This is a genomic window from Dactylosporangium sp. McL0621, from assembly GCF_049995355.1.
Classification (GTDB): domain Bacteria; phylum Actinomycetota; class Actinomycetes; order Mycobacteriales; family Micromonosporaceae; genus Dactylosporangium.
In genome coordinates, this window is sequence record NZ_CP188259.1 from 2181203 (window position 1) to 2204306 (window position 23104).

Genomic DNA, 23104 nt, shown 5'->3' on the forward strand with positions numbered 1-23104 from the left:
GCAAGAACGCGCGAACGTCAGGACGCGGCGTCCAGCGCCTTCTGCACGGTCTCGATCATTTCATTGCCGCTGACGGTGAACTTCTCGACGCCCTCGCGCTCGAGTACCTCGACGACGTCGTTGTAGTCGATGCCCACCGCGGCCAGCCGGTCCATGACCTGCTGGGCCTCGTCGTAGCCGCCGGTGATCGCGTCGAGGCGCACCTCGCCGTGGTCGGCGAAGGCGTGGATCACGGCCTCCGGCATGGTGTTGACCGTGCCGGGGGCGACGAGCTCCTCGACGTAGAGGACGTCGCGGTACTCCGGGTTCTTCGTCGACGTCGAGGCCCACAGCGGCCGCTGCGGCTGCGCGCCGGCGTTGGCCAGGGACTGCCAGCGCTCCGAGGAGAACAGCTGCTCGTAGAGCTTGTAGGCGAGCTTCGCGTTGGCGATGGCGGCCTTGCCCTTGAGCGCCTTGGCCTCGTCGCTGCCGATCTTGTCGAGGCGCTTGTCGTACTCGGTGTCGACCCGCGACACGAAGAACGACGCCACCGAACCGATCTTGGACAGGTCGTGGCCGTTCTCCTTGGCCTTCTCGAGGCCCTCGAAGAACGCGTTCATCACGGCCTCGTACCGCTCCAGGGAGAAGATCAGCGTCACGTTGACGCTGATGCCCTCCGCGAGCGTCGCGGTGATCGCCGGCAGGCCCTCCTTGGTCGCCGGGATCTTGATGAACAGGTTGTCGCGGTCGACCAGCCACCACAGCGCCTTGGCCTCGGCCACGGTGCGGGCGGTGTCGGCGGCGAGGCCAGGGTCGACCTCGATCGACACGCGGCCGTCGACGCCCTTGCTGGCGTCGGCGGCGGGCTTCATCACGTCGCAGGCCCAGCGCACGTCGTACGTCATCAATGTGCGCATCGCCTCGTTGACGGCCGCGTCACGCAGGGCCAGGTCCTTGACCTGGCCGGCGTAGTCCTCGGCGGCGCTGAGAGCCTTGGCGAAGATGGTGGGGTTGGTGGTCACCCCGACGACGTGCTGCTCGCGGCGGAGCTTGTCCAGCCCGCCGCTGCTCAGCCGCTGCCGGGAAAGGTCGTCGAGCCAGATCGCCACGCCAGCGGCGGCGAGCTCGGCCAGCCGATCGGAACTCATCGCGGTCTCCTTAGAACTTCAGTTGCCGGTGGTGCTGCCGGTGATCTCGCCGACCTTGGCGAGAGAGGCGTGCGCGGCCGCGACGACCTTGTCGACGGTGAAGCCGAACTGCTCGAACAGCACCGTGTAGGGGGCGCTCGCGCCGTAGTGCTCGATGCTGACGGGGACGCCGGCGTCGCCGAGGATCTTCTGCCAGGACATCGCGATGCCGGCCTCGACCGTCACGCGGGCCTTCACGCCCCGCGGGATCACCTGCTGCTGGTAGGCCGTGTCCTGCTCCTCGAACCACTCCTGGCACGGCATCGACACGACCCGGGTCGGGGTGCCCTCGGCCTCCAGGCGCTTCTGGGCCTCGACCGCGAGCTGCAGCTCCGAGCCGGTGGCGACGAGGATCACCTTGGGCTGGGCGTCGGAGGCGTCCTTGAGGATGTAGCCGCCCTTGGCCACGTTGTCGGCCGGCGCGTAGACGGTGCGGTCCAGGGTCGGCAGGTTCTGCCGGGTGAGCGCGAGCGCCACGGGCTGGTCCTTGCGCTCCAGCGCCGCCTTCCACGCCTGCGCGGTCTCGTTGGCGTCGCCGGGGCGGACCACCGCGAGGTTGGGGATCGCGCGCAGCGCCGAGAGGTGCTCGATCGGCTGGTGCGTCGGGCCGTCCTCGCCGAGGCCGATCGAGTCGTGCGTCCACACGTAGATCACCGGCTGGTGCATGAGCGCGGCCAGGCGCACCGCGGGGCGCATGTAGTCGGAGAAGACGAGGAACGTGCCGCCGTAGGGGCGGGTCGGCCCGTGCAGCTTGATGCCGTTGAGGATCGCGCCCATGCCGTGCTCGCGGATGCCGAAGTGCAGGGTGCGGCCGTACTCGTCGCCCGGGAACGCCTTCGTGGCGAACTCCGACGGCAGGAACGAGGGCTCGCCCTCCATCGTCGTGTTGTTGCTCTCCGCGAGGTCGGCCGAGCCGCCCCACAGCTCCGGGAGCACCGCGGCGAGCGCGCCGAGGGTGTCGCCGGAGGCCTTGCGGGTGGCCACGCCCTTCTCGCTGGCCGGGAACTCCGGCAGCGCCTTCTCCCAGCCGTCCGGCAGCGCGCCGGCGAGCAGGCGGTCGAGCAGCGCGGCCCGCTCGCCCGCGTCCTCGCGCCACTGGACGAAGCCCTTGTCCCACTCGGCGTGCAGCGTCTTGCCCCGCTCGATGGCGCCGCGGGTGTGCGCGAGGACCTCCTCGGTGACCTCGAACGTCAGCGCCGGGTCGAAGCCGAGGAACTCCTTGGTGGCCTTGACCTCGTCGGCGCCGAGGGCCGAGCCGTGGATCTTGCCGGTGTTCTGCTTCTTCGGGGCCGGCCAGCCGATGATGGTGCGCAGCGCGATGAACGACGGCTTGTCGGTCACGGCCTTGGCGGCCTGGATCGCGTCCCACAGCGCGTGGATGTCTTCCTGGTAGACCCCGTCGCCGGCGTCGTGGCCCTTGCGCCAGTCGACGACCTGCACGTGGAAGCCGTAGGCCTCGTAGCGCTTGGCCACGTCCTCGCTCTTGGCGACCTTGGTGTCGTCCTCGATCGAGATCTCGTTGTCGTCGTAGATGACCGTGAGGTTGCCCAGCTTCTGGTGCGCGGCGAGCGCGCTGACCTCGTGGCTGATGCCTTCCTCGATGTCGCCGTCGGAGCACATCACGTAGACGTCGTGGTCGAACAGGCTCTGGCCGGCCCCCGGCTCCGGGTCGAACAGGCCGCGTTCGCGGCGGGCCGCCATGGCGAAGCCGACCGCGTTGCCGATGCCCTGGCCCAGCGGGCCGGTGGTCGTCTCGACGCCGGCGGTGTGGCCGTGCTCGGGGTGGCCCGGGGTCAGCGAGCCCCACTGCCGCAGCGACTTCAGATCGTCGATGCTCAGCCCGTAGCCGGCCAGGTACAGCTGGATGTACAGCGTCAGGCTGGAGTGGCCGCAGGAGAGCACGAAGCGGTCGCGCCCGAGCCAGTTCGGATCGGTCGGGTCGTGCTTCATCACCTTCTGGAAGAGAAGGTAGGCGGCCGGTGCCAGGCTCATCGCGGTGCCGGGGTGCCCGTTGCCGGCCTTCTCGACGGCGTCCATCGCCAGGACCCGGACCGTGTCGACGGCGCGCCGGTCGACGTCGGACCAGGAAAGCTCGGGACCCTTGACCTCTTCATCGCTCACGGCGGTGCTGCTCCTGTCGAACGGCGAGGTGCGTACAGTCCTCGACGGGGTTATTCAGGCTTCGAAGGGTTATCAGGTCGACCCTACCCACGTTCGGGTGGCCCCACGCGCAGGCGGCCATGTTTCGGACATCGGCGACACTGCCTGCGGCAACCGTAGTCGATGGGCGCATCCGGCCTCAGGGCCCCGGAGAGCCGCGATGCGGGCCAACCTAGATCGGTTCAGCTCTGAGCGAAACCCGCGTCGGCCCGGGGCCGTGCCGGACGGTCTCCCGGGGGCGCCGTCCGACCTGCCCTGATCCTGTTCTACGATGCGGGAGCCCGCTGATCTCGGCGGTGCCCTCGCTCCGCCGCATGGCTTCGCCCCGGGAAGGTGGCAAACCAGACGTGACGCAAATCGTCGACCACGATGTCGCTGACCAGCTCACGTCCGCCCCGGTCCGACCGACCTCGGCGGCCGCCCTGGCCCGGAGGCAGAAGGCCCAGAACCCCGGCTTCGGCCCGGTGCTCAAGGCCTATGTCTCGCTGACCAAGCCGCGCATCGTCGAGCTGCTGCTCGTCACGACCGTCCCGGTGATGTTCCTCGCGGACAAGGGCCTGCCCTCGCTGTGGCTGGTCCTCGTCGTGCTCGTCGGCGGCTCGCTCGCGGCCGGCGCGGCCAACGCGCTGAACTGCTACATCGACCGCGACATCGACCAGCTGATGAAGCGCACGTCGCGGCGGCCGCTGGCCACGCACACGGTCTCGCCGCGCAGCGCCCTGATCTTCGGCCTCACGCTCGCCGTCGTCTCGACGGTGCTGATGGCCACCTTCACCAACCTGCTCGCCACGCTGCTGACGGCCGGCGCGATCGCCTACTACGACCTCGTCTACACGATGTGGCTCAAGCGGACCACGCCGCAGAATACCGTCTGGGGCGGCGCGTGCGGCGCGGCGCCGGTGCTCATCGGCTGGGCCGCGGTCACCGGCGGGCTGTCGTGGACGGCCTGGGTGCTCTTCGCCGTCGTGTTCCTGTGGCAGCCGCCGCACTTCTACGCCCTGGCGATCAAGTTCAAGGCCGACTACGCCCGGGCCGGCATCCCGATGCTCCCCGTCGTGCGCAGCCTGCGCCGCGTCGGGCTGGAGACGGTCATCTACAGCTGGCTCACCGTCGGCGCCTCCGTCGCGCTCTGGCCGATGGGGATGACGCCGCTGTACGGCGTGGTGGCGGTCGTCACCGGCGCGCTGCTGCTGGTCGAGGCCCACCGCCTGCACGGCCGCGCCCGGCGCGAGGAGCCGCTGAAGCCGATGCGGCTCTTCCACTGGTCGGTGACCTACCTGACGCTGCTGTTCGCCGCCGTCGCGGTCGACGTGTTCATCCAGTAGCCCCGCAATTTTCAGGCCTCGCCGACGGCAATCGGGAGTGGCCGCAACCCCCGGTGATATGGGGGCCTAAGCGAAAGTTAAGGCAGAAACGCCCGATTTTTTGGCACACCCGCTCAGCGGTTCGCCCGGCGTGACCCATCTCTCGCTTTCGGTCGCACGACGCCTCGAAAAAAATCCGGAAATTTACGGACATAGTCGGTCCAATCGACCGCTGTTGCTCTTAAACGCGTCAGTAAGAACGATCACAACGGGCCCCGAGTTCACCGGCACGTGGCAATTCGTCCCTCTACTGTGGCCCTCATGGCAGATGGTTCCGATACGACGATGACCCTGAACCGCCCGGCCCCGGGCGGCCTGATCGCGGGTCTCAAGTCCTTCGCGGACGATCATGGGGGCGCGAAAGCGGTTATCGAGTACGTCGGCCGGCGCGGTGCTCGCATCGTGCTCGTCGGGGAGGACGGCGTCTGGGGCGACCAGTTCGCCGAGGGCACGGACATCGCACGCTCCGCCTGCACCCAGGCCGGCGTCACGATCGAGAATGCGTGGGAGCGCGAGCTGCTCGAGCACATGCGGCCGAGCAACGACCTCTGGCGCTCCATGGGACGCCGCACGCTGTCCCGTTAGGACCCGAACCCGCCCGTCGCGGGTATCTTCGCTGCGTGAACCAAGATCGTTCCTTTGTCAACGCGACCCGGGCCGCCGCCCGGGTCGCTCTCGTTACCTGCGCCGACCTGCCGGAGCTCGACGACGACGACCGGGCCCTGATCCCGGCCCTCGCCGCGCAAGGCGTCACCGCCGAGCCGGTGGCGTGGGACGCCCCCGGCGTCGACTGGGCCGCCTACGACCTGGCCGTGGTGCGCAACACGTGGGACTACGCCAAGCGCCGCGCCGAGTTCGTGACCTGGGCCCGCTCGGTGCCGCGGCTGGCCAACCCGGCGAAGGTCATCGAGTGGAACACCGACAAGCGGTACCTGCGCGAGCTCGCCGCGGCCGGCATCCCGATCGTCCCCACCACCTGGGTCGAGCCCGGCGACGCGTTCGTGCCCGAGGGCTCGGGCGAGATCGTGATCAAGCCCGCGGTCAGCGCCGGCAGCATCGACACCGGGCGGTACGACCTGGCCACCCAGGCCGGGCTCGCCGTCGCGCAGGTCCGCGCGCTGCAGGCGGCCGGGCGGCTGGTGATGATCCAGCCGTACCTCGACGCCGTGGACACCGCGGGGGAGACGGCGCTGCTGTACGTCGACGGCGCGTTCAGCCACGCGATCCGCAAGGGTGCCATCCTCACCGGCCCGTACGTCGAGGGCGACCTGCTGTACCAGAACGAGGACATCTCGGCGCGCACCCCCTCGGCGGCGGAGCGCACGCTCGGCGACCGCGTGCTCGACGCGCTGCCGGTGCCGCCCGGCGACCTGCTGTACACCCGCGTGGATCTCCTGCCCACTCCGGACGGCCCGGTGGTCATCGAGGTCGAGCTGGCGGAGCCGTCGCTGTTCTTCGGCCATGCCGAGGGCTCGGCCGAGCGGTTCGCCGCGGCCGTGCGGCGACGGGTCGCGCTCAGGTAGGCCGCGCCCGCGCCGATGTGACGGTGGTGAAGCGGCGCATCGGCGCGGGCCCGGCCCTCGCCGCCGCCCTGATGACCGGGGCGGCGGGGTGCAGCATGCTGCCGGGGCTCGGCGGCACCGGCACCGGCACCGGCACCGGCTCGGGCGGCAAGGGCTCGGGCAAGGTCGTGAACCTGCCGGAGAAGACGGTGTACCTGCGCGGCGACGCCGACCCCTCCACCGGGCTCACCATGGGCGCCCCGGTGCGCGGCCCCATCGCGTCGCTGTCGCCGTTCACGGCCCGCACGGGGGCCGCGGCCACCCCGAGCTTCAGCCCGACCGAGTGCACCGGCGTCCACCGCCAGGGCGTGGTCAACGGGGCCGACGTCGTGCCCGGCACCACCTCCGCGGTGGTCAGCTGGTGGAACATCGGCGACCCGGCGCTCGTCGAGTACCGGCTCGCCGCCGTGTCCCAGGACCTCTACATGGGCCCGTGGCCGGCGGGCCGGTTGCCATCGCGTCAGCGCGACCGTCACCGGGCTGAGCTCCCAGGTGCCGTACGGCTTCGTCGTCCACGCCGTGCTCAAAGAAGTACGAGTCGCTGCCCCCCTCGGAGCCGGAGGTGGCCCGCAGCAACGCGACAGTCATGCTGTAGGGCATGGGCAACCACCGCGCACCCGAGCTGACCGAGCCAACCCTGCTGACGTACCACGACGCCGCCACCGGCGAGCACACGGCGCTGAGCGCGACCGAGCTGGGCGGCTGCGCGGCCCAGGTCGCCGGGCTGCTGCGCGAGGGCTGCGGGATCGCCGAGGGCGGGCGGGCCGCGGTCATGCTCCCGCCGCACTGGCTCACCGCCGCGGTGCTCATGGGCGCCTGGTCCGCCGGGCTGCAACTGTCGCTGCAGGGCAAGGCGACCGCGGGGCTGCAGGTGCTCGAGCCGGGCGCCGACACGCCCTACGACGTGCTGTTCGTGGCCGGCGACCGGATCGGCTCGTGGCTGGAGCACGTGCCCGACGCCAAGCAGCGGTTCTCCGTGTTCGCCGAGGAGGCGCCGGAGGGGTACCGCGACCTCGAGGCCGCCCTCGACGAGTTCTCGCCGCACTTGCCCCCACCCGCGCGCACCCGGGCCGGCGACGCCGCCACGCCGGACGGCACCAGCTACGGCGCGTGGGGCGCGATCGCCGGCGAGATCGCCGGGCAGATCGGGCTGCGGCCGGGGGACCGGCTGCTCGTCGACGCGGCCGTGCACGAGCACCCGCTGAAGTGGCTGCTCGCCCCGCTGTCCGCGGGCGCGTCGGTGGTGGTCGCGGCCAACGCCGGCCCGGAGGCGCTCGCCGCCCTGGCCGAGTCCGAGCGGGTGACCCACAAGCTGCAATGACAACCTTCTGGTTGTTAAAACACTCGGTTGTCGGTACCGTCGGGGCATGGTTGTCACCGACGAGCTGAGCCTCGTCTTCGCGGCGCTGGCCGACCCGACGCGCCGCGCCATCCTGGCGCGGCTGGCCGAGGGCGAGGCGACGGTCCACCAGCTGGCCGAACCCTTCGCGATGACCCAGCAGGCCGTCTCGAAGCACCTCAAGGTGCTGGAGAAGGCCCGGCTCATCTCGCGCACCCGCAGCGCCCAGGCCCGCCCCTGCGCGCTGGAGGGCGAGCGCCTGGCCGAGGCGGCCGGCTGGATCGAGCGGCACCGGGCCCTGTGGGCGGACCGCCACGACCGCCTCGCGTCCTACCTGGAGCAGCTGTGAGCGACCTGACGTTCAGCCGGGTCCACCGCGCCTCGCCGGAGCGGCTGTTCGACTGCATGACCCGGCCCGAGCACCTCACGCACTTCTGGGGCCCGACCGGCACCACCACGCCGCTGGACGGGATCGTCGTCGAGCTGCGGCCCGGCGGCCGGTTCGAGACGACCATGGTGGGCGGGGACGGCTCGGCGTACACCATGCGGGCCCGCTACGCCGAGATCGACCGCCCGCACCGGCTCGTCTGGATCGAGCCCGACGTCGAGGGCGGGATGCGCACCGAGATCACCTTCGCCGACCTCGGCGACGGGCGCACCGAGGTGACCACCCACCAGACAAACGTCCCCGAGGCCTACCTGAGCGCGCAGGCGCGGGCCGGCTTCAACACCAGCCTCGACCGCTTCGACGCCTACCTGGCGACCCTGTAGGAGGTTCCATGCCCACCGTCACGTCCGCCGACGGCACGCCGATCGGCTACGAGGCCACCGGCTCCGGCCCGGCCCTGGTGCTGGTCGACGGCGCCTGCTGCTTCCGCGCCTTCGGCCCGATGCGCCCCCTCGCGGCCCTGCTCCAGGAGCATTTCACGGTGTACTGCTACGACCGGCGCGGCCGCGGCGAGAGCGGCTCCGTCCCGCCCTACGCCGCGCCGCGCGAGACCGAGGACCTCCAGGCGGTCATCGCGGCCGCGGGCGGCTCGGCCGGCGTGTACACCATGTCCTCGGGCGGGGCGATCGGCCTCGCCGCCGCCGCGCTCGGCTCCGGGATCGAGGCGCTGGCCGTCTACGAGCCGCCGTACGTCGGGCCCGACCCCGCCTACACGTCTCAGCTGCACGAGCTGCTCGCCGCGGGCCGCCACGGCGACGCCGTCGAGCTGTTCCAGCGCCGGGTCGGAATGCCGCCGGAGGCGATCGCCGGGTTCCGGGCCTCGCCCGGGTTCGCGGTGCTGGAGGGCATCGCGCCGACCCTCGCCTACGACGACGCCGTGCTCGCGCCCGGGCACCTGCCGCCCGAGGTGGCGGCGGCGGTCGCCGTGCCCACGACCCTGCTGGCCGGCGGGGCGAGCCCCGCGTTCCTGCAGGATGCGGCGCGGGCGACGGCGGCGGCGATCCCGGGCGCGCGGTTCGAGGTCCTGGAGGACCAGACCCACGGCGTGGACCCGGCGGCCCTGGCGCCGCTGCTGGTCAAGCTGCTGCGCTGAGCCGGATCGGCGCGTCAGGGGAGCCGTCTGGCCGCGCCGTGCGGCAGGTCGGCCTCGATCCGGGCCGCGGTCTCCAGCAGCGGGGGGACGAGGTCGCGGCGGACCTCGCCGGCGGTGCGCCGGCTCGCCGCGGTCGACAGGTTCACGGCCGCGATGACCTGCCCGGCGCGGTCGCGGATCGGCGCCGCGACCGAGCGCAGGCCCTCCTCGAGCTCCTGGTCGACCAGTGCCCAGCCCTGCTCCCGGGCGCGTCCGATCTCGGCCCGCAGCGCTTCCGGGCCGGTCACCGTGCGCGGGGTGAGCGCCGCCGGCTCGACGCCCGCCAGGTACCGCTCCAGCTCCGCCGGCCCCAGCCCGGCGAGCAGGACGCGGCCCATCGACGTGGCGTACGCCGGGAAGCGCGTCCCCACCGAGATCATCACGGTCATGATGCGCGAGGTGGGCACCCGCGCGACGTACACGATGTCGCCGCCGTCGAGCACCGACACCGACGAGGACTCGTTCACCTGGGCGACGAGCGCCTCCAGATGCGGCTCGGCGATGGCGGGCAGGGAGAGGCCGGAGAGGTACGCGTACCCGAGCTCGAGCACCCGCGGCGTGAGCGAGAACTGCCGGCCGTCGCTGCGTACGTAGCCGAGCTCGGCCAGGGTGAGCAGGAACCGGCGCGCGGCGGCGCGGGTCATGTCGGTGAGCGCGGCGACCTCGCTGAGGGTGAGCTCGGGGCGGGTGGCGTCGAAGGCCCGGATGACGGCGAGCCCGCGCTCGAGCGACTGCACGAAGTCGGCGCTCCGCGGATCGCTCACGAACCGGCCGCCTCGTCCCCGGCCGCTCCTCCGCCGGTCGCCTTGTCCCCGGCCGCCTTACCGCCGGTCGCCTCATCCCCGACCGCCTTACCGCCGGTCGCCTCATCTCCGGCCGCCTTGTTCCCGGCCGCTTCATCTCCGGCGGCCTCGTCCAGGGCGGCCAGCACCCGGGTGGCCGTCGCGAAGGCCGCGTTGCCGGCCGGCGCGCCCGCGTACACGGCGGTGTGCAGCAGGATCTCGGCGATCTCGTCGCGGGTCACGCCGTTGCGCAGCGCCGCCTCGATGTGCATCGCCAGCTCGTCCTCGCAGTGCAGCGCGGTGAGCGCGGCGAGCGTGATGCAGCTGCGGGTGCGCCGGTCCAGCCCGGGCCGGTCCCACACGCCGCCCCAGGCCGCCTCGAGCACCCACTCCCGGAACGGCTCGCCGAACGCGGACGGCGGCCGGTCGGCCATCGGCCCGAGCACCTCGCGGCGCACGGCCGCGCCCCGTTCGCGGAGCGACCCGGGCGACCGGTCCGGTCGTCCGGGCCCGTGCGGGGCGGCCGGCCGGTCCGGTCTTCCCGGCTCGTGCGGGGCGGCCGGCCGGTCCGGTCTTCCCGGCTCGTGCGGGGCGGCCGACCCGTCCGGTCCTCCGGGCTCGTGCGGGGCGGGTTCACGGCCGGGGCCGGTCACCGCTTCGTTCCGAAGGCGTCCAGGGCCCGGTCGACCAGGGGCCCGGTGCCGCCCAGGTCGCCCGTGAGGCCGCTGCGCTGCAGGTTGTCCCGCATCACGTCGGGGTGCACCAGTAGCCGCTCCAGCGCCGCCCGCAGCCACGACGCGGCCGAGCCGGTCGTGACCAGCAGCTCGCGCAGGGGCCGCCACTCCGCGTGCCAGGCGCCTGCCGCGCGCTCGTGCTCGTGGGGCATCGCGGCGAGCAGGTTGGCGACGAGGCCGGGCGCGGACGCGGCGCAGCCGAACGCGCACACGGCGGCGATCGGGTTCCGCTTGTGCGCCATGGTCGAGGAGCCGCCGGGGGAGGAGTCGGAGACCTCGTCGACCTCGTTCTGGGACAGCAGGGTGATGTCGCGGGCCACCTTGGCCACCGCCCCGGCCGCGCCGCCCAGGGCGCCGGCCAGCTCGGCGATGCGGGTGCGCTCGGTGTGCCAGGGCAGCGCGGGCTCGGTGAGGCCGAGCACCGAGGCCAGTCCCTCCAGCAGTTCGGGGCCGGCGTCGCCGAAGGGGGCGAGGGTGCCCGCGGCCCCGCCGAACTGCACCGCCAGCCGCTCCGCCCGCACCTGGTCGAGGCGGCGGCGGGCGGCGTCGAGGCCGGTCAGCCAGCCGGCCGCCTTGAGGCCGAAGGTGGTCGGGACGGCCTGGCGCAGGAGGGTACGGCCGATCATGGGCGTGTCGCGGTGCTCGCGGGCCAGCCGGGCGGTGAGGTCGGCGGCGGCGCGCAGGTCGGCCAGGAGCGGGCGCAGCGCCCGGGCGGCGACCAGCATGCCCGCCGTGTCGATGACGTCCTGGCTCGTCGCGCCCCGGTGCACCGCCTCGGCGTGCTCGGGCACGGCGCGGCGCAGGGCCTGCACCAGCGGTACCACCGGATTGCCGCTCTCGGCCGCCGCCCGCCCGATCGCCACGACGTCGAAGGCCTCGGGGCGGGCGCAGGCGGCGCCGATCGCGTCGGCGGCGGACTGGTCCAGCAGCCCGGTGAACGCCTGCACCTCGGCCAGCGCGGCCTCGACCTGCAGCATCGCGGTCAGCCACGCGTCGTCGCCGACCGCCGCGGCAACTTCGCCACGGGCCAGTACCTCGCCGAACAGGTTCGAAGTCGGTTCCATACGTTCCCTGCTGTGAGTAGAGCGGCACGTAATGCTACCGAGCCGCCCGGTGGCGACCGGCCACGTTGCCGAGCCTTGCGGGCGCCCGGGCACCGCCGAACAATTGTGCGCTATACGAACGCGGAGGTGCGAGATGAGTTTTCTGGTCGAGAAGCCGCTCGGGGCCGGGACTAGGGACGTGATCGAGCCCGCGACCGGCGCCGTGCTCGGCACCGTCGGGCTGGCCGCACCCGGCGACGTGGGCGCGGCCGCGGCGGTCGCGGCCGAGGCGCAGCGGGCCTGGGCCGCGACCCCGTTCGAGGAGCGGGCCGGGGTGCTGCGCCGCGCGGGCGCGCTGTTCGAGTCGCGGGCCGCGGAGGTGCAGGAGTGGCTGGTCCGCGAGGCCGGCTCGATCCCGCCCAAGGCCGGCGTGGAGACGCACGTCGCGGCCCAGGAGTGCTACGAGGCCGCCGCCCTGGCCTCCCGCCCGCTCGGCGACATCCTGCCCGGCGCCCTGCCCCGGCTGAGCCTGGCCCGCCGCTCGCCGGTCGGGGTGGTCGGGGTGATCGCGCCGTTCAACTTCCCGCTGGTCCTGGCCATCCGCGCGGTGGCGCCCGCGCTCGCCGTCGGCAACGCCGTCGTGCTCAAGCCCGACCCGCGCACCGCGGTCGGCGGCGGGTTCGCGATCGCGGCGCTCCTGCGCGAGGCCGGGCTGCCCGAGGGCCTGCTGCACGTGCTGCCGGGCGACGCCGCGGTCGGCGCGGCGCTGGTCGAGGAGCCGCTGGTGCGGGTCGTGGCCTTCACCGGCTCGACGGCGGCCGGGCGCAAGGTCGCCGAGGTGGCCGGGCGGCACCTCAAGCGGGTCCACCTGGAGCTGGGCGGAAACTCGGCGCTCATCGTGCTGCCCGACGCCGACCTGGACCGCGCCGTCTCCGCCGGGGCCTGGGGCGCCTACCTGCACTCCGGCCAGATCTGCATGACCACCGGGCGGCACCTGGTGCACGAGTCGATCGCCGACGAGTACGTCGAGCGCCTCGCCGCCCACGCCGAGGCCCTGCCCGTCGGCGACCCGCACACCGAGCCGGTCGCGCTCGGCCCGCTCATCGACGCGGGGCAGCGCGACAAGGTGCACGCACTGGTCACCGCGAGCGTCGACGGCGGGGCCCGGCTGGCCGCCGGCGGGCGCTTCGACCGGCTGTTCTACCGCCCGACCGTGCTCGACGGCGTGGGCCCGGACACGCCGGCGTACGCGAACGAGATCTTCGGCCCGGTCGCGCCGGTCGTGCGGTTCGCGACCGAGGACGAGGCGGTCGCCCTGGCCGCGGGCTCGGAGCTGGGGTTGTCGCTGGGCATCCTCACCGGCGACGCGATGCGGGGGCTGGCGCTGGCCGAGCGGATCCCGACCGGGATCGTGCACATCAACGACCAGACCGTGAACGACGAGGCGGTGGCCCCGTTCGGCGGGGTCCGGGACTCCGGCACGGGGGCGCGCGCCGGCGGCTCCGGAAACATCGACGCGTATACGGATCTGCGCTGGATCACCATGCGCGGTTCGATCCCCGAATATCCGTTCTGACCGCGGACGGCGCCGGCCCCGCGGGCCGGCGCCGTGGCCGGTCAGAGGAAGTCGGTGAACCCGGGCCGAAATCGGTCATCGGGCTTGCCGAATGTCGTGAACGCCAGGCCGCCCCGCGGTTCGACGCCCGGCAGATGTTCGATCATGCGATCGTGTTCAATCACACACGCCAATGCTTGTGTGAGATCGGACTCGAGCTGGTGGACCGCCTCTTCGAGGTCCTCCTCCCGCCGTGACCAGTCGATGTCAGCCTCTCGCAGCTGCAGGCCGGCCAGCTTCGCAACGGTCTCCGGATCGGTGACCGCAACCTCCAGGCGGCAGTAGATCTGCATGATGAGCGGTTCCGTTTGCCCCATTGTAAGAGACTTGCACATCGGCCGTCCGGCACCATAGAAAGTGCAGATGAATTTACAACCTGGCAATGATGGGTAGGGCCGATGGTCGCGTTCATCCGCAATGTGTCGTTCGACGCCGGTGATCCTTTCGCGCTCGCGCAGTTCTGGAGCGGCGTCGTCGGGCACCCGGTGCACCCCGAGTGCGGGCCGGGCGACGCGGAGGTCGTCATCGAGCCGCCGGGCGGCCCGCGGCTGTACTTCCAGGGCGTCCCGGAGACCAAGACGATCAAGAACCGGGTGCATGTGTGCCTCCAGCCCGGCGACCGTTCCCGCGACGAGGAGGTGGACCGGCTGCTCGGCCTGGGCGCCACCCTGCTCGCCGACCACCGCAACGGCCCGGACGACGGCTGGGCCGTGCTGGGCGACCCGGAGGGGAACGAGTTCTGTGTGACCCGGGCGGGCAGGTGAGGGTCCGGTGATGATCCCGTGGAGGCGGCCGCTGGAGCCGCCTTCCCGGGGCAGCATCGGGCCGTGCCTTCGACGCTGCCGACGCATCCGCTCGCCGTACTGCCGCTGAAGCTCTGGCGGCCCCGCTGGTTCGACGGGGTCGCCCTCGCGACCGGGGCGTGCGCGCCGGACTTCGCGTACGCCCTCGACGGCCCCGGCATCCGCATCCCCAGCCACACGATCCCGGCGCTGCTGTGGTGGAGCCTGCCGTGCGCGCTCGTGGTCGCCCAGCTGTGCCGCTGGGGCGCGCCGGCCGTGGCCGCACACCTCCCGCCGTGGTTCGGCCTGCGCGACTACGGCGTGCTGGGCCAGGTGCGGCACCGGTGGTGGATCGCGGCGTCCTCGGCGCTGCTGGGCGCGGTCAGCCACCTGCTGTGGGACCTGGTGACGCACCCCGGCCCGGTCGCCGCGTGGTGGCCGATCCGCGAGGCCAGCGACACCGCGGCGTGCTTCCTGCTGCCGGTGTTCGTGGTGTACGTCGGGATGCGCCGCAAGCTCCGCGAGTGGCACGGGGCGCCCCCCGAAACACCGGTGCGCCCGGCGCGCTTCTGGGGCGTGACGCTCGCCGTGCTGGCCACGGGCTTCGCGCTCACGTGGGCGCTGGGCGATCGGCAGTACTACGCCGGGCACCTGCACGTGTTCTTCGTGCGGCTCATGGTCGCCGGGGCGCTGGCGCTGCTGGCCGGGGCTCTGGCCGTACAGTCGGCTGATGTTGCTGACCGAGCGCCTCTCGCTGCGGCCGTTCCGCGTCGCTGACGCCCCCGTGCTGTCCGCCTACCGGTCGGACCCCGAGGTGGCGCGGTACCAGGGCTGGGACGCCCCCTTCCCGATGGAGTCGGCGCTCAGGGTCGTGGCGGGGCTGGAGGGGCGCGATCCGCGGGCCGAGGGCTGGTTCCAGTACGCGCTGGAGCTCACCGACGGCGGCGCGCTGATCGGCGACGTCGGCGTGAACCGGCACGACGAGGGCCGCCAGGCCGAGATCGGGTTCACGCTGGCCCCGGCGTACCAGGGCCGCGGGTACGCCGCCGAGGCCGTCGGGCGCGTCGTCGGGCACCTGCTCGCCGAGGAGGGGCTGCACCGGGTGCACGCCTCGGTCGACGCGCGCAACGAGCGCTCGGCGCGGCTGCTGGAGCGGCTCGGCTTCCGCCGCGAGGGGCTGGAGGTCCAGAGCCAGTGGTGGAAGGGCGAGTGGACCGACGACGCGCGCTACGCCGTGCTGGCCAGCGAGTGGTCGCGGTCCTGAACCTCTTCCGCCGCGCCGGGCCGGGCCGTGACCCGGGCCAGGAGGTTGAGCGTCGCCGTCCAGACCAGGCAGGCGCCCAGCATGTGCAGGATGACGACCTGCCAGGGGAGGCCGGTGAAGTACTGCACGAAGCCGACCACGCCCTGGGCCAGCTCCACGGCCACGAGGATCGCCGCGGCCCGGGTGACCCGCAGCGGCGCCCCGAGCGCGCGCAGCCCGAACCACATCGCCACCGAGAGCCCGACGAGCACCATCACGGCGTCGGTGTGCAGCTGCGACACGGCCTCCGGGTCGAAGCCGGTGCGCGTGGCCTTGGTGTCCCCCGAGTGCGGCCCGCTGCCCGTGACGAGCGTGCCCAGGACGAGTACCACCGCGGAGACCACCGTCACGAAGACCCCGGCGGTCCGCATGGCCCGCGGCGCCGTCCAGCGCGGTAGCTCTCCGCGGGTGCGGTCCCACAGCGCGAAGACCAGCGCGATGAGCGCGATCGAGGCCAGGAAGTGCACCGCGACGGTCCACGGGTTGAGCGTCATCCGCACGGTGATGCCCCCGAGCACGCCCTGCGCGGCGATGCCGGCGAGCACCCAGACGGCCCCGCGCAGCGCCTTCCGCGAGCGCGCCCGCTGCCGCCAGGCGGCCGCGATCGCCACGAGGGCGAACACGCTGAGGACGCCCGTGAGCGTGCGGTTACCGAACTCGATGACGCCGTGGTACCCCATCTCGCGCGTGGTCACGTACGAGTCGTCGGTGCACTGGGGCCACGTGGGGCAGCCCAGCCCGGACCCCGTGAGGCGCACGAGCCCGCCCGTGCACACGATGCCGATGTTCGCCACGAGCAAGGCGAGGGCCGCCCGCCGCAGCGTCGTCGGCCGGTCCAGCCACTCCTTCACCCAGCTCACGCGGCGATACTACGCGAGGCTACATATCGCGCCGGAGCTGGTGCGGTTGGCGAAGGCGCCGCGCACGACGAGTCCGGCTCCCCGTCGCGGACGGTGACCGGAGTGTGGCAGGGGGTGCGGGTGGGCGGAGCCCCCGGCTGGGGAGGGAGTGAAACGACCGCGAAACTCAGCTTAGGGTTACCTTCCGTGCGGTGGATCACCCGAGCGGTGGTTTGCCGTGGTCCTCCGATTTACGTAACGTTGGTGTTGTGAAAAACGGCGAAGCACTTGATGTGCGGACCCGTGATCGCCTCACCGAGCTTCTGCTGCAGGAGGGGACCGCGACCGCGACCGAGCTAGGGCTGGCCCTCGGGCTGAGCCCCGCCGGCGTGCGCCGTCACCTCGACGCCATGCACGCCGAAGGGCTGGTCGAGTGCCGTGAGCGGCCCGAGCGCGGCCCGCGCGGGCGGGGCCGGCCCGCGCGCGTGTTCACGCTCACCGCGGCCGCTCGCGAGACGCTGCCGCACACGTACGACGGGCTGGCCACGGCCGCGCTGCGGTGGATCGCCGAGCACGGCGGGCCGGTCGAGGTCGCCGCTTTCGCCGCCGCGCAGGTCGCGGGGCTCGAGGAGCGGTGCCGGACGGCCATGGCCGAGGCGGGCAACGACCCGCTCGCGCGGGCCGAGGCCCTCGCGAGCGCCCTGACCGCGGAGGGTTACGCTGCCGGCGCGACGACGATCGCCACCGGCGGGCAGCTGTGTCAGCACCACTGCCCGGTGGCCCACGTCGCCGCGGAATTCTCCCAGCTGTGCGAGGCCGAGACCCAGGTGATCTCGCGCCTCGTCGGCACGCACGTCCAACGGCTCGCCACCATCGCCAACGGCGACGGCGTCTGCACCACCCACATACCGGCCCGGGTTCAGCCCGGTGCCCGTCCCGATAGGCAAAGGATCGTGAGATGACGACTGCCGATCAGCTTGCCGGCCTCGGCCGGTACGAGTACGGCTGGGCCGACTCCGACACCGCCGGGTCCTCGGCCCGCCGCGGCTTGAACGAGGAGGTCGTGCGCGACATCTCGGCGAAGAAATCCGAGCCGCAGTGGATGCTCGACCTGCGCCTGAAGGGCTTGCGCCTGTTCGACCGCAAGCCGATGCCGGCGTGGGGCGCGGACCTGTCGCACATCGACTTCGACAACATCAAGTACTTCGTGCGCTCGACCGAGAAGCAGGCGGCGAGCTGGGACGAGCTGCCCGACGACATCAAGAACACGTACGACCGGCTGGGCATCCCCGAGGCCGAGAAGCAGCGGCTGATCGCGGGCGTCGCGGCGCAGTACGAGTCCGAGGTCGTCTACCACAAGATCCGTGAGGACCTCGAGGAGCAGGGCGTCGTCTTCCTCGACACCGACACGGCGCTCAAGGAGCACGAGGAGCTCTTCAAGGAGTACTTCGGCACCGTCATCCCGGTCGGGGACAACAAGTTCGCCGCGCTCAACACCTCGGTCTGGTCCGGCGGCAGCTTCATCTACGTGCCGAAGGGCGTGCACGTGGAGATCCCGCTGCAGGCGTACTTCCGGATCAACACCGAGAACATGGGCCAGTTCGAGCGGACCCTGATCATCGTCGACGAGGGCGCCTACGTGCACTACGTCGAGGGCTGTACCGCGCCGATCTACTCGTCGGACTCGCTGCACTCCGCGGTCGTCGAGATCGTCGTGAAGAAGAACGCGCGCTGCCGGTACACCACGATCCAGAACTGGTCGACGAACGTCTACAACCTCGTCACCAAGCGGGCGGTCTGCCACGAGGGCGCCACCATGGAGTGGATCGACGGCAACCTCGGCTCCAAGGTGACGATGAAGTACCCGTCCGTGTACATGACCGGCGAGCACGCCAAGGGCGAGGTCCTCAGCGTCGCGATGGCCGGCGAGGGCCAGCACCAGGACGCCGGCGCGAAGATGGTGCACGCGGCGCCGCACACATCCTCGACCATCGTGTCGAAGTCGATCGCCCGCGCGGGCGGCCGGACGTCGTACCGCGGCCTGGTGCAGGTCCTGGAGGGCTCGCACCACTCGAGGTCGACGGTCAAGTGCGACGCCCTGCTCGTCGACACGATCTCCCGCTCGGACACGTACCCCTACGTCGACATCCGCGAGGACGACGTCTCCATGGGGCACGAGGCGACGGTGTCGAAGATCAGCGACGACCAGCTCTTCTACCTCATGTCGCGCGGCCTCACCGAGGACGAGGCCATGGCGATGATCGTGCGCGGCTTCATCGAGCCGATCGCCAAGGAACTGCCCATGGAGTACGCGTTGGAGCTCAACCGGCTCATCGAGCTGCAGATGGAGGGCGCGGTCGGATGAGCGCCCCCGCCCTGGTTCCCCCGAAGACTCGTGCCCAACAGGTCCGCTCGTTCGACGTCAACGACTTCCCGGCGCTCAACGGCCGCGAGGAGGAGTGGCGCTTCACGCCGCTCAAGCGCCTGCGCGGCCTCGACACCGCCACCGGCCCGGGCGCGACCGCGCCGAAGGTCGAGGTGGCCGAGCTGCCGTCCGGCGCCACGGTGTCCACAGTGGACCGAGCCGACCCGCGGGTCGGCTCGGCGCTGACCCCGTTCGACCGGATCAGCGCCCTGGCCGCCGGCAGTGCGGCCGAGGCACTGCTGATCGCGGTGGCTCCCGACGCCGTTTTGGAAGCGCCCGCGGTTGTACGTCTGGTCGGCGGGACGTCCGATCTCGCGTTCGGCCACACCGTGGTCGAGGTGGGCCGGTTCGCCGAGGCCGTCGTCGTGCTCGAGCAGACCGGCACGGTCACGCTCGCCGACAACGTCGAGGTGCTCGTCGCCGACGGCGCCAAGCTCACCCTCGTCACCGTGACCGACTGGGCCGCCGACGCGGTGCAGGCGCAGCACGTGCGCTTCCGCATCGGCCGCGACGCCAGGGTCACGCACGTGCAGGTGACCCTCGGCGGCGACCTGGTCCGGCAGTACACCAGCGTCGACTACGCCGGCCGCGGCGGGGAGATCGACGCGTTCGGCCTGTACTTCGCCGACGCCGGCCAGCACTTCGAGCACCGGCTCCTCGTCGACCACTCGGTGCCGGACTGCCGCAGCTACGTCGCCTACCGCGGCGCGCTGCAGGGCGACGGCGCGCACACGGTGTGGGTCGGCGACGTGCTCATCCGCGCGGAGGCGACGGGCACGGACACGTACGAGATCAATCGGAACCTCGTGCTGAGCGACGGCGCCCGGGCCGACTCGGTGCCTAACCTGGAGATCGAGACCGGCGAGGTCGCGGGGGCCGGGCACGCGAGCGCCACCGGCCGCTTCGACGACGAGCAGCTGTTCTACCTCATGTCCCGCGGCATCCCGGACGAGCAGGCCCGCAAGCTGGTCGTGCGCGGCTTCTTCCACGAGCTGCTGGCCAAGATCCCGGTCGAGGAGCTCCGCGACCGGCTGGGCGCGGCGATCGACGCCCGGCTGGAAGAAGCTGACGCGTGAGCGGTCCGGAGCGAAGCGCAGGGGCCGCTCACCATGGGCTCAGTTTGGTCGCGGCGGCGCCGGAGCCTGCGGAGGTGACGGCGTGATCCGTGTGTGCGCGGCCACCGATGTGGCCAAGGGCGAGGTTGTGCAGGTCACGGTCGAGGGGATCGAGATCGCGCTCGTGCACGCCGACGACGACAACTTCTACGCCGCCTACGACGAATGCTCGCACGCGTCGGTCGCGCTGAGCGAGGGCGAGGTCGATGGCTGCACCCTGGAGTGCTGGCTGCACGGCTCGCGCTTCGACCTGCGCACCGGCGCCCCGAGCGGGCTGCCCGCCACCGAGCCGGTCCCGGTCTACCCGGTCGAGGTTCGCGACGGCGACGTCTACATCGACCCGAACCCGAGCAACGGAGTAATCAAGTGAGCGAGCTTTCGATCAGCAACCTGCAGGTCTCGGTCAAGCTGCCCGACGGTGAGCTCAAGCCGATCCTCGCCGGCGTCGACCTGACCGTCCGGGCGGGGGAGACCCACGCCATCATGGGACCCAACGGCTCCGGCAAGTCCACGCTGGCGTACTCGATCGCCGGCCACCCGCGCTACGAGGTCACCGGCGGCACGGTGACCCTCGACGGCCAGGACGTGCTCGCGATGACCGTCGACGAGCGGGCCCGCGCCGGGCTGTTCCTCGCCATGCAGTACCCGGTGGAGGTCCCCGGCGTCTCGGTGGCCAACTTCCTGCGCACCGCCAAGACCGCCATCGACGGCGAGGCGCCGAAGCTGCGCACCTGGGCCGGCGAGCTGCGCGGGGCCATGGAGAAGCTGCAGATGGACCCGGCCTTCGCCCAGCGCAACGTGAACGAGGGCTTCTCCGGCGGCGAGAAGAAGCGCCACGAGATCATGCAGCTCGAGCTGCTCAAGCCGAAGATCGCGGTGCTCGACGAGACCGACTCCGGCCTCGACATCGACGCGCTGCGGGTCGTCAGCGAGGGCGTCAACCGGGTGCGCGAGCAGGGCTCGACCGGCCTGCTGCTCATCACGCACTACACGCGCATCCTGCGGTACATCAAGCCGGACTTCGTGCACGTGTTCGTCGGTGGCCGGATCGTCGAAGCGGGCGGCCCGGAGCTTGCGGACCAGCTGGAGAACAGCGGGTACGAGCGCCACCTCGCCGGCGCGGGCCCGGCTTCTCTCTAAGGGGTTTTGATGACGGCCCTCGATGTCGATTCGCTTCGCAAGGACTTCCCGATCCTCGACCGGACGATCAACGGCAAGCCGCTGGTGTACCTCGACTCGGGCAACACCTCGCAGAAGCCGCGCCAGGTGATCGACGCGATCCGCGAGCACTACGAGCGGCACAACGCCAACGTGGCGCGCTCCGTGCACACGCTGGGCACCGAGTCGACGGCGGCCTACGAGGGGGCCCGCGAGCGGATCGCGGCCTTCATCGGGGCCCCGTCGCCGACCGAGATCGTGTTCACGAAGAACTCGACCGAGGCCATCAACCTGGTCGCGCACGCCTTCACCGCGGACGCGGACGACCCGCGCTTCCGGCTCGGCCCCGGCGACGAGATCGTCGTGACCGAGATGGAGCACCACTCCAACATCGTGCCGTGGCAGCTGCTCGCGCGGCGCACCGGCGCGACCCTGCGCTGGTTCGGGCTCACCGACGAGGGCCGCCTCGACCTGTCGGACATCGACGAGCTCATCACGCCGCGCACCAAGCTCCTGGCGGTCGTGCACTACTCGAACATCCTGGGCACCATCAACCCGGTCGAGCTGCTCGTCGCCAAGGCCCACGCGGCCGGCGCGCTCGTGCTGCTCGACGGCTCCCAGTCCGTGCCGCACGTGCCGGTCGACGTCGCCGCGCTCGGCGCCGACTTCGTCGCCTTCACCGGCCACAAGATGCTCGGCCCGACCGGCATCGGCGCGCTGTGGGGCCGCTACGAGCTGCTCGACGCGATGCCCCCGTTCCTCGGCGGCGGCTCGATGATCGAGACCGTGTCGATGACCGGCACCACGTTCATGCCGCCGCCGGCCCGGTTCGAGGCCGGCACCCCGCCGATCGCCCAGGCCGTCGGCCTCGGCGCCGCGGTCGACTACCTCAGCGGCGTCGGCATGGACAACGTGGTCGAGCACGAGAAGTCCCTGACCGCGTACGCCCTCGACGCGCTCGGCTCGCTGCCGTACATCCGCATCATCGGACCGACGTCCACTGTGGACCGCGGCGCCACGATCTCGTTCACGGTCGACGACGTCCACCCGCACGACGTGGGCCAGATCCTCGACGACGAGGGCGTGCAGGTCCGGGTCGGCCACCACTGCGCGCGCCCCACCTGCGTGCGCTTCGGCGTCCCGGCCACGACCCGCGCGTCGTTCTACCTCTACACGACCCACGACGAGATCGACGCCCTGGTCCGCGGGGTCGAGCGGGTCCGGAAGGTCTTCGCCTGATGCAGATCGACCAGTTGTACCAGGAGATCATCCTGGATCACTACAAGCGCCCGCACGGCCGGGGCCTGCGCGACCCCTTCGACGCCGAGGCCCACCACGTCAACCCGACCTGCGGCGACGAGGTGACCCTGCGCGTGTCGCTCAAGGCCGGCAGCGTCTCCGACGTCTCCTACGAGGGCATGGGCTGCTCGATCAGCCAGGCCTCGGCGAGCGTGCTGTACGACCTGCTCAAGGGTGCGACGGTCACCGACTCCCTGCGCCGGCACGAGGCGTTCGCCGAGCTCATGGGCGGCCGCGGTCAGGTCGAGCCGGACGAGGAGCTGCTGGAGGACGCGGTCGCCTTCGCGGGCGTCGCCAAGTACCCGGCGCGCGTGAAATGCGCGCTGCTGCCCTGGATGGCCTTCAAGGACGCGCTGTCCCGGGCCTCCGCCTCTTCACCCGAAGTGTCCAAGGAGAACTCATGACCGCCGTGCTGGCCGACATCGAAGAGGCGATGAAGGACGTCGTCGACCCGGAGCTGGGCATCAACGTCGTTGACCTCGGCCTCGTGTACGGCATCCACGTCGACGAGGAGAACATCGCGACGCTGGACATGACCCTGACGTCCGCCGCCTGCCCGCTGACCGACGTGATCGAGGACCAGACGCGCCAGGCCCTGTGCACCGGCCCGGGCGGCGGCCTGGTCTCCGACATCCGCATCAACTGGGTGTGGCTGCCGCCGTGGGGCCCGGACAAGATCAGCGACGAGGGCCGCGACCAGCTGCGGGCCCTCGGCTTCAACGTCTGAAATCGCTGGCGGACGGGCCTCGCGGGCGGCATGATCCCCGCATGAGCCGAGGCCCTTTCCCGTCGTTCGTATGGTCCCTTGCCGTCGGCGAGGGGTCGAAGCGACAGCAGG

The 23104-nt window shown here is 72.1% G+C and carries 27 protein-coding genes; 19 read left to right on the plus strand and 8 right to left on the minus strand.

Annotated elements, in window-relative coordinates:
• Positions 1-17 precede the first annotated feature (17 nt).
• Together tal and tkt are read right to left on the minus strand one after the other, a co-directional pair.
• Positions 18-1127 (minus strand): transaldolase, encoded by a 1110-nt coding sequence (gene tal, locus ACPPVO_RS10050; RefSeq protein ID WP_426510945.1) that lies wholly within the window; start codon positions 1125-1127, stop codon positions 18-20.
• An 18-nt stretch (positions 1128-1145) separates the two neighbouring features.
• Entirely contained in the window at positions 1146-3287 is a 2142-nt protein-coding gene (gene tkt, locus ACPPVO_RS10055) for a transketolase (RefSeq protein ID WP_426510946.1), read from the minus strand.
• 461 nt (positions 3288-3748) lie between these two features.
• Here tkt and ACPPVO_RS10060 point away from each other — a divergent pair, with 461 nt between their 5' ends.
• The 3 genes from ACPPVO_RS10060 (at position 3749) to ACPPVO_RS10070 (ending at position 6213) form a co-directional block, all read left to right on the plus strand.
• Complete coding sequence (locus ACPPVO_RS10060) at positions 3749-4651, plus strand: heme o synthase (protein WP_426514592.1); 903 nt, start codon at positions 3749-3751, stop codon at positions 4649-4651.
• A 300-nt stretch (positions 4652-4951) separates the two neighbouring features.
• On the plus strand, positions 4952-5275 hold the full coding sequence (locus tag ACPPVO_RS10065; protein ID WP_360382763.1) for a hypothetical protein: 324 nt from the start codon (positions 4952-4954) through the stop codon (positions 5273-5275).
• 35 nt (positions 5276-5310) lie between these two features.
• Positions 5311-6213, plus strand: coding sequence for an ATP-grasp domain-containing protein (locus ACPPVO_RS10070; RefSeq protein WP_426510947.1), 903 nt, complete (start codon positions 5311-5313; stop codon positions 6211-6213).
• Here the strand turns inward: ACPPVO_RS10070 and ACPPVO_RS10075 are convergent.
• Positions 6206-6622, minus strand: a complete 417-nt coding sequence (locus ACPPVO_RS10075; protein ID WP_426510948.1) for a hypothetical protein — start codon at positions 6620-6622, stop codon at positions 6206-6208. The two genes, ACPPVO_RS10070 and ACPPVO_RS10075, sit on opposite strands and share 8 nt — an antisense overlap.
• 228 nt (positions 6623-6850) lie before the next feature.
• Between ACPPVO_RS10075 and ACPPVO_RS10080 the strand changes: the two genes are divergently transcribed.
• From ACPPVO_RS10080 to ACPPVO_RS10095, 4 genes are read left to right on the plus strand one after another with little or no spacing between them, the layout of a single operon-like run.
• On the plus strand, positions 6851-7573 hold the full coding sequence (locus tag ACPPVO_RS10080) for a TIGR03089 family protein (protein ID WP_426510949.1): 723 nt from the start codon (positions 6851-6853) through the stop codon (positions 7571-7573).
• A 46-nt stretch (positions 7574-7619) separates the two neighbouring features.
• The gene (locus ACPPVO_RS10085; protein ID WP_426510950.1) at positions 7620-7940 is read left to right on the plus strand and encodes an ArsR/SmtB family transcription factor; all 321 of its coding nucleotides are present in this window, start codon (positions 7620-7622) and stop codon (positions 7938-7940) included.
• Positions 7937-8362, plus strand: a complete 426-nt coding sequence (locus ACPPVO_RS10090; protein ID WP_360382770.1) for an SRPBCC family protein — start codon at positions 7937-7939, stop codon at positions 8360-8362. The genes ACPPVO_RS10085 and ACPPVO_RS10090 overlap by 4 nt, the downstream gene beginning before the upstream one ends.
• 8 nt (positions 8363-8370) lie before the next feature.
• Positions 8371-9132, plus strand: coding sequence for an alpha/beta fold hydrolase (locus ACPPVO_RS10095; protein ID WP_426510951.1), 762 nt, complete (start codon positions 8371-8373; stop codon positions 9130-9132).
• 14 nt (positions 9133-9146) lie between these two features.
• On the opposite strand, the gene ACPPVO_RS10100 is transcribed toward ACPPVO_RS10095, so the two are convergent.
• From ACPPVO_RS10100 to pcaB, 3 genes are read right to left on the minus strand one after another with little or no spacing between them, the layout of a single operon-like run.
• Positions 9147-9935: an IclR family transcriptional regulator gene (locus tag ACPPVO_RS10100; protein WP_426510952.1), complete on the minus strand. Its 789-nt coding sequence runs from the start codon at positions 9933-9935 to the stop codon at positions 9147-9149.
• Complete coding sequence (locus tag ACPPVO_RS10105; protein WP_426510953.1) at positions 9932-10606, minus strand: carboxymuconolactone decarboxylase family protein; 675 nt, start codon at positions 10604-10606, stop codon at positions 9932-9934. The genes ACPPVO_RS10100 and ACPPVO_RS10105 overlap by 4 nt, the downstream gene beginning before the upstream one ends.
• Positions 10603-11751, minus strand: a complete 1149-nt coding sequence (pcaB, locus tag ACPPVO_RS10110) for a 3-carboxy-cis,cis-muconate cycloisomerase (RefSeq protein WP_426510954.1) — start codon at positions 11749-11751, stop codon at positions 10603-10605. Before pcaB ends, ACPPVO_RS10105 begins: the two co-directional genes overlap by 4 nt.
• A 133-nt stretch (positions 11752-11884) precedes the next feature.
• On the opposite strand from pcaB, the gene ACPPVO_RS10115 reads away from it, so the two are divergent.
• Positions 11885-13306 carry a benzaldehyde dehydrogenase gene (locus tag ACPPVO_RS10115; protein ID WP_426510955.1) on the plus strand — a complete coding sequence of 474 codons (1422 nt, stop codon included), beginning with the start codon at positions 11885-11887 and terminating at the stop codon, positions 13304-13306.
• A 41-nt stretch (positions 13307-13347) separates the two neighbouring features.
• Here the strand turns inward: ACPPVO_RS10115 and ACPPVO_RS10120 are convergent, their stop codons facing one another.
• On the minus strand, positions 13348-13638 hold the full coding sequence (locus ACPPVO_RS10120) for a hypothetical protein (protein ID WP_426510957.1): 291 nt from the start codon (positions 13636-13638) through the stop codon (positions 13348-13350).
• A 105-nt stretch (positions 13639-13743) separates the two neighbouring features.
• On the opposite strand from ACPPVO_RS10120, the gene ACPPVO_RS10125 reads away from it, so the two are divergent.
• From ACPPVO_RS10125 to ACPPVO_RS10135, 3 genes are all read left to right on the plus strand, one after another.
• Complete coding sequence (locus ACPPVO_RS10125) at positions 13744-14109, plus strand: VOC family protein (RefSeq protein WP_426510958.1); 366 nt, start codon at positions 13744-13746, stop codon at positions 14107-14109.
• A gap of 63 nt (positions 14110-14172) precedes the next feature.
• Entirely contained in the window at positions 14173-14904 is a 732-nt protein-coding gene (locus ACPPVO_RS10130; protein WP_426510959.1) for a DUF4184 family protein, read from the plus strand.
• Positions 14858-15391, plus strand: a complete 534-nt coding sequence (locus tag ACPPVO_RS10135; protein WP_426510960.1) for a GNAT family N-acetyltransferase — start codon at positions 14858-14860, stop codon at positions 15389-15391. Before ACPPVO_RS10130 ends, ACPPVO_RS10135 begins: the two co-directional genes overlap by 47 nt.
• Here ACPPVO_RS10135 and ACPPVO_RS10140 read toward each other — a convergent pair.
• Complete coding sequence (locus tag ACPPVO_RS10140; RefSeq protein ID WP_426510962.1) at positions 15355-16290, minus strand: COX15/CtaA family protein; 936 nt, start codon at positions 16288-16290, stop codon at positions 15355-15357. The two genes, ACPPVO_RS10135 and ACPPVO_RS10140, sit on opposite strands and share 37 nt — an antisense overlap.
• 212 nt (positions 16291-16502) lie before the next feature.
• Here ACPPVO_RS10140 and ACPPVO_RS10145 point away from each other — a divergent pair, with 212 nt between their 5' ends.
• The 8 genes from ACPPVO_RS10145 to ACPPVO_RS10180 all read left to right on the plus strand — a co-directional run bounded on the left by ACPPVO_RS10145 (position 16503) and on the right by ACPPVO_RS10180 (position 22993).
• Positions 16503-17231, plus strand: a complete 729-nt coding sequence (locus ACPPVO_RS10145; RefSeq protein WP_426514593.1) for a helix-turn-helix transcriptional regulator — start codon at positions 16503-16505, stop codon at positions 17229-17231.
• A complete protein-coding gene (sufB, locus tag ACPPVO_RS10150; protein ID WP_426510963.1) occupies positions 17228-18634 on the plus strand; it encodes a Fe-S cluster assembly protein SufB in 1407 nt (468 codons plus the stop codon). The genes ACPPVO_RS10145 and sufB overlap by 4 nt, the downstream gene beginning before the upstream one ends.
• Positions 18631-19770 carry a Fe-S cluster assembly protein SufD gene (gene sufD, locus ACPPVO_RS10155; RefSeq protein WP_426510964.1) on the plus strand — a complete coding sequence of 380 codons (1140 nt, stop codon included), beginning with the start codon at positions 18631-18633 and terminating at the stop codon, positions 19768-19770. Before sufB ends, sufD begins: the two co-directional genes overlap by 4 nt.
• Positions 19771-19852: 82 nt before the next feature.
• Complete coding sequence (locus ACPPVO_RS10160) at positions 19853-20179, plus strand: non-heme iron oxygenase ferredoxin subunit (RefSeq protein WP_426510965.1); 327 nt, start codon at positions 19853-19855, stop codon at positions 20177-20179.
• Positions 20176-20949 (plus strand): Fe-S cluster assembly ATPase SufC, encoded by a 774-nt coding sequence (gene sufC / locus ACPPVO_RS10165; RefSeq protein WP_426510966.1) that lies wholly within the window; start codon positions 20176-20178, stop codon positions 20947-20949. Before ACPPVO_RS10160 ends, sufC begins: the two co-directional genes overlap by 4 nt.
• 9 nt (positions 20950-20958) lie before the next feature.
• Complete coding sequence (locus ACPPVO_RS10170) at positions 20959-22206, plus strand: cysteine desulfurase (RefSeq protein ID WP_426510967.1); 1248 nt, start codon at positions 20959-20961, stop codon at positions 22204-22206.
• Positions 22206-22670, plus strand: coding sequence for a Fe-S cluster assembly sulfur transfer protein SufU (gene sufU / locus ACPPVO_RS10175; protein ID WP_360382797.1), 465 nt, complete (start codon positions 22206-22208; stop codon positions 22668-22670). Before ACPPVO_RS10170 ends, sufU begins: the two co-directional genes overlap by 1 nt.
• Positions 22583-22993: a metal-sulfur cluster assembly factor gene (locus ACPPVO_RS10180; protein ID WP_426510968.1), complete on the plus strand. Its 411-nt coding sequence runs from the start codon at positions 22583-22585 to the stop codon at positions 22991-22993. The genes sufU and ACPPVO_RS10180 overlap by 88 nt, the downstream gene beginning before the upstream one ends.
• Positions 22994-23104 lie beyond the last annotated feature (111 nt).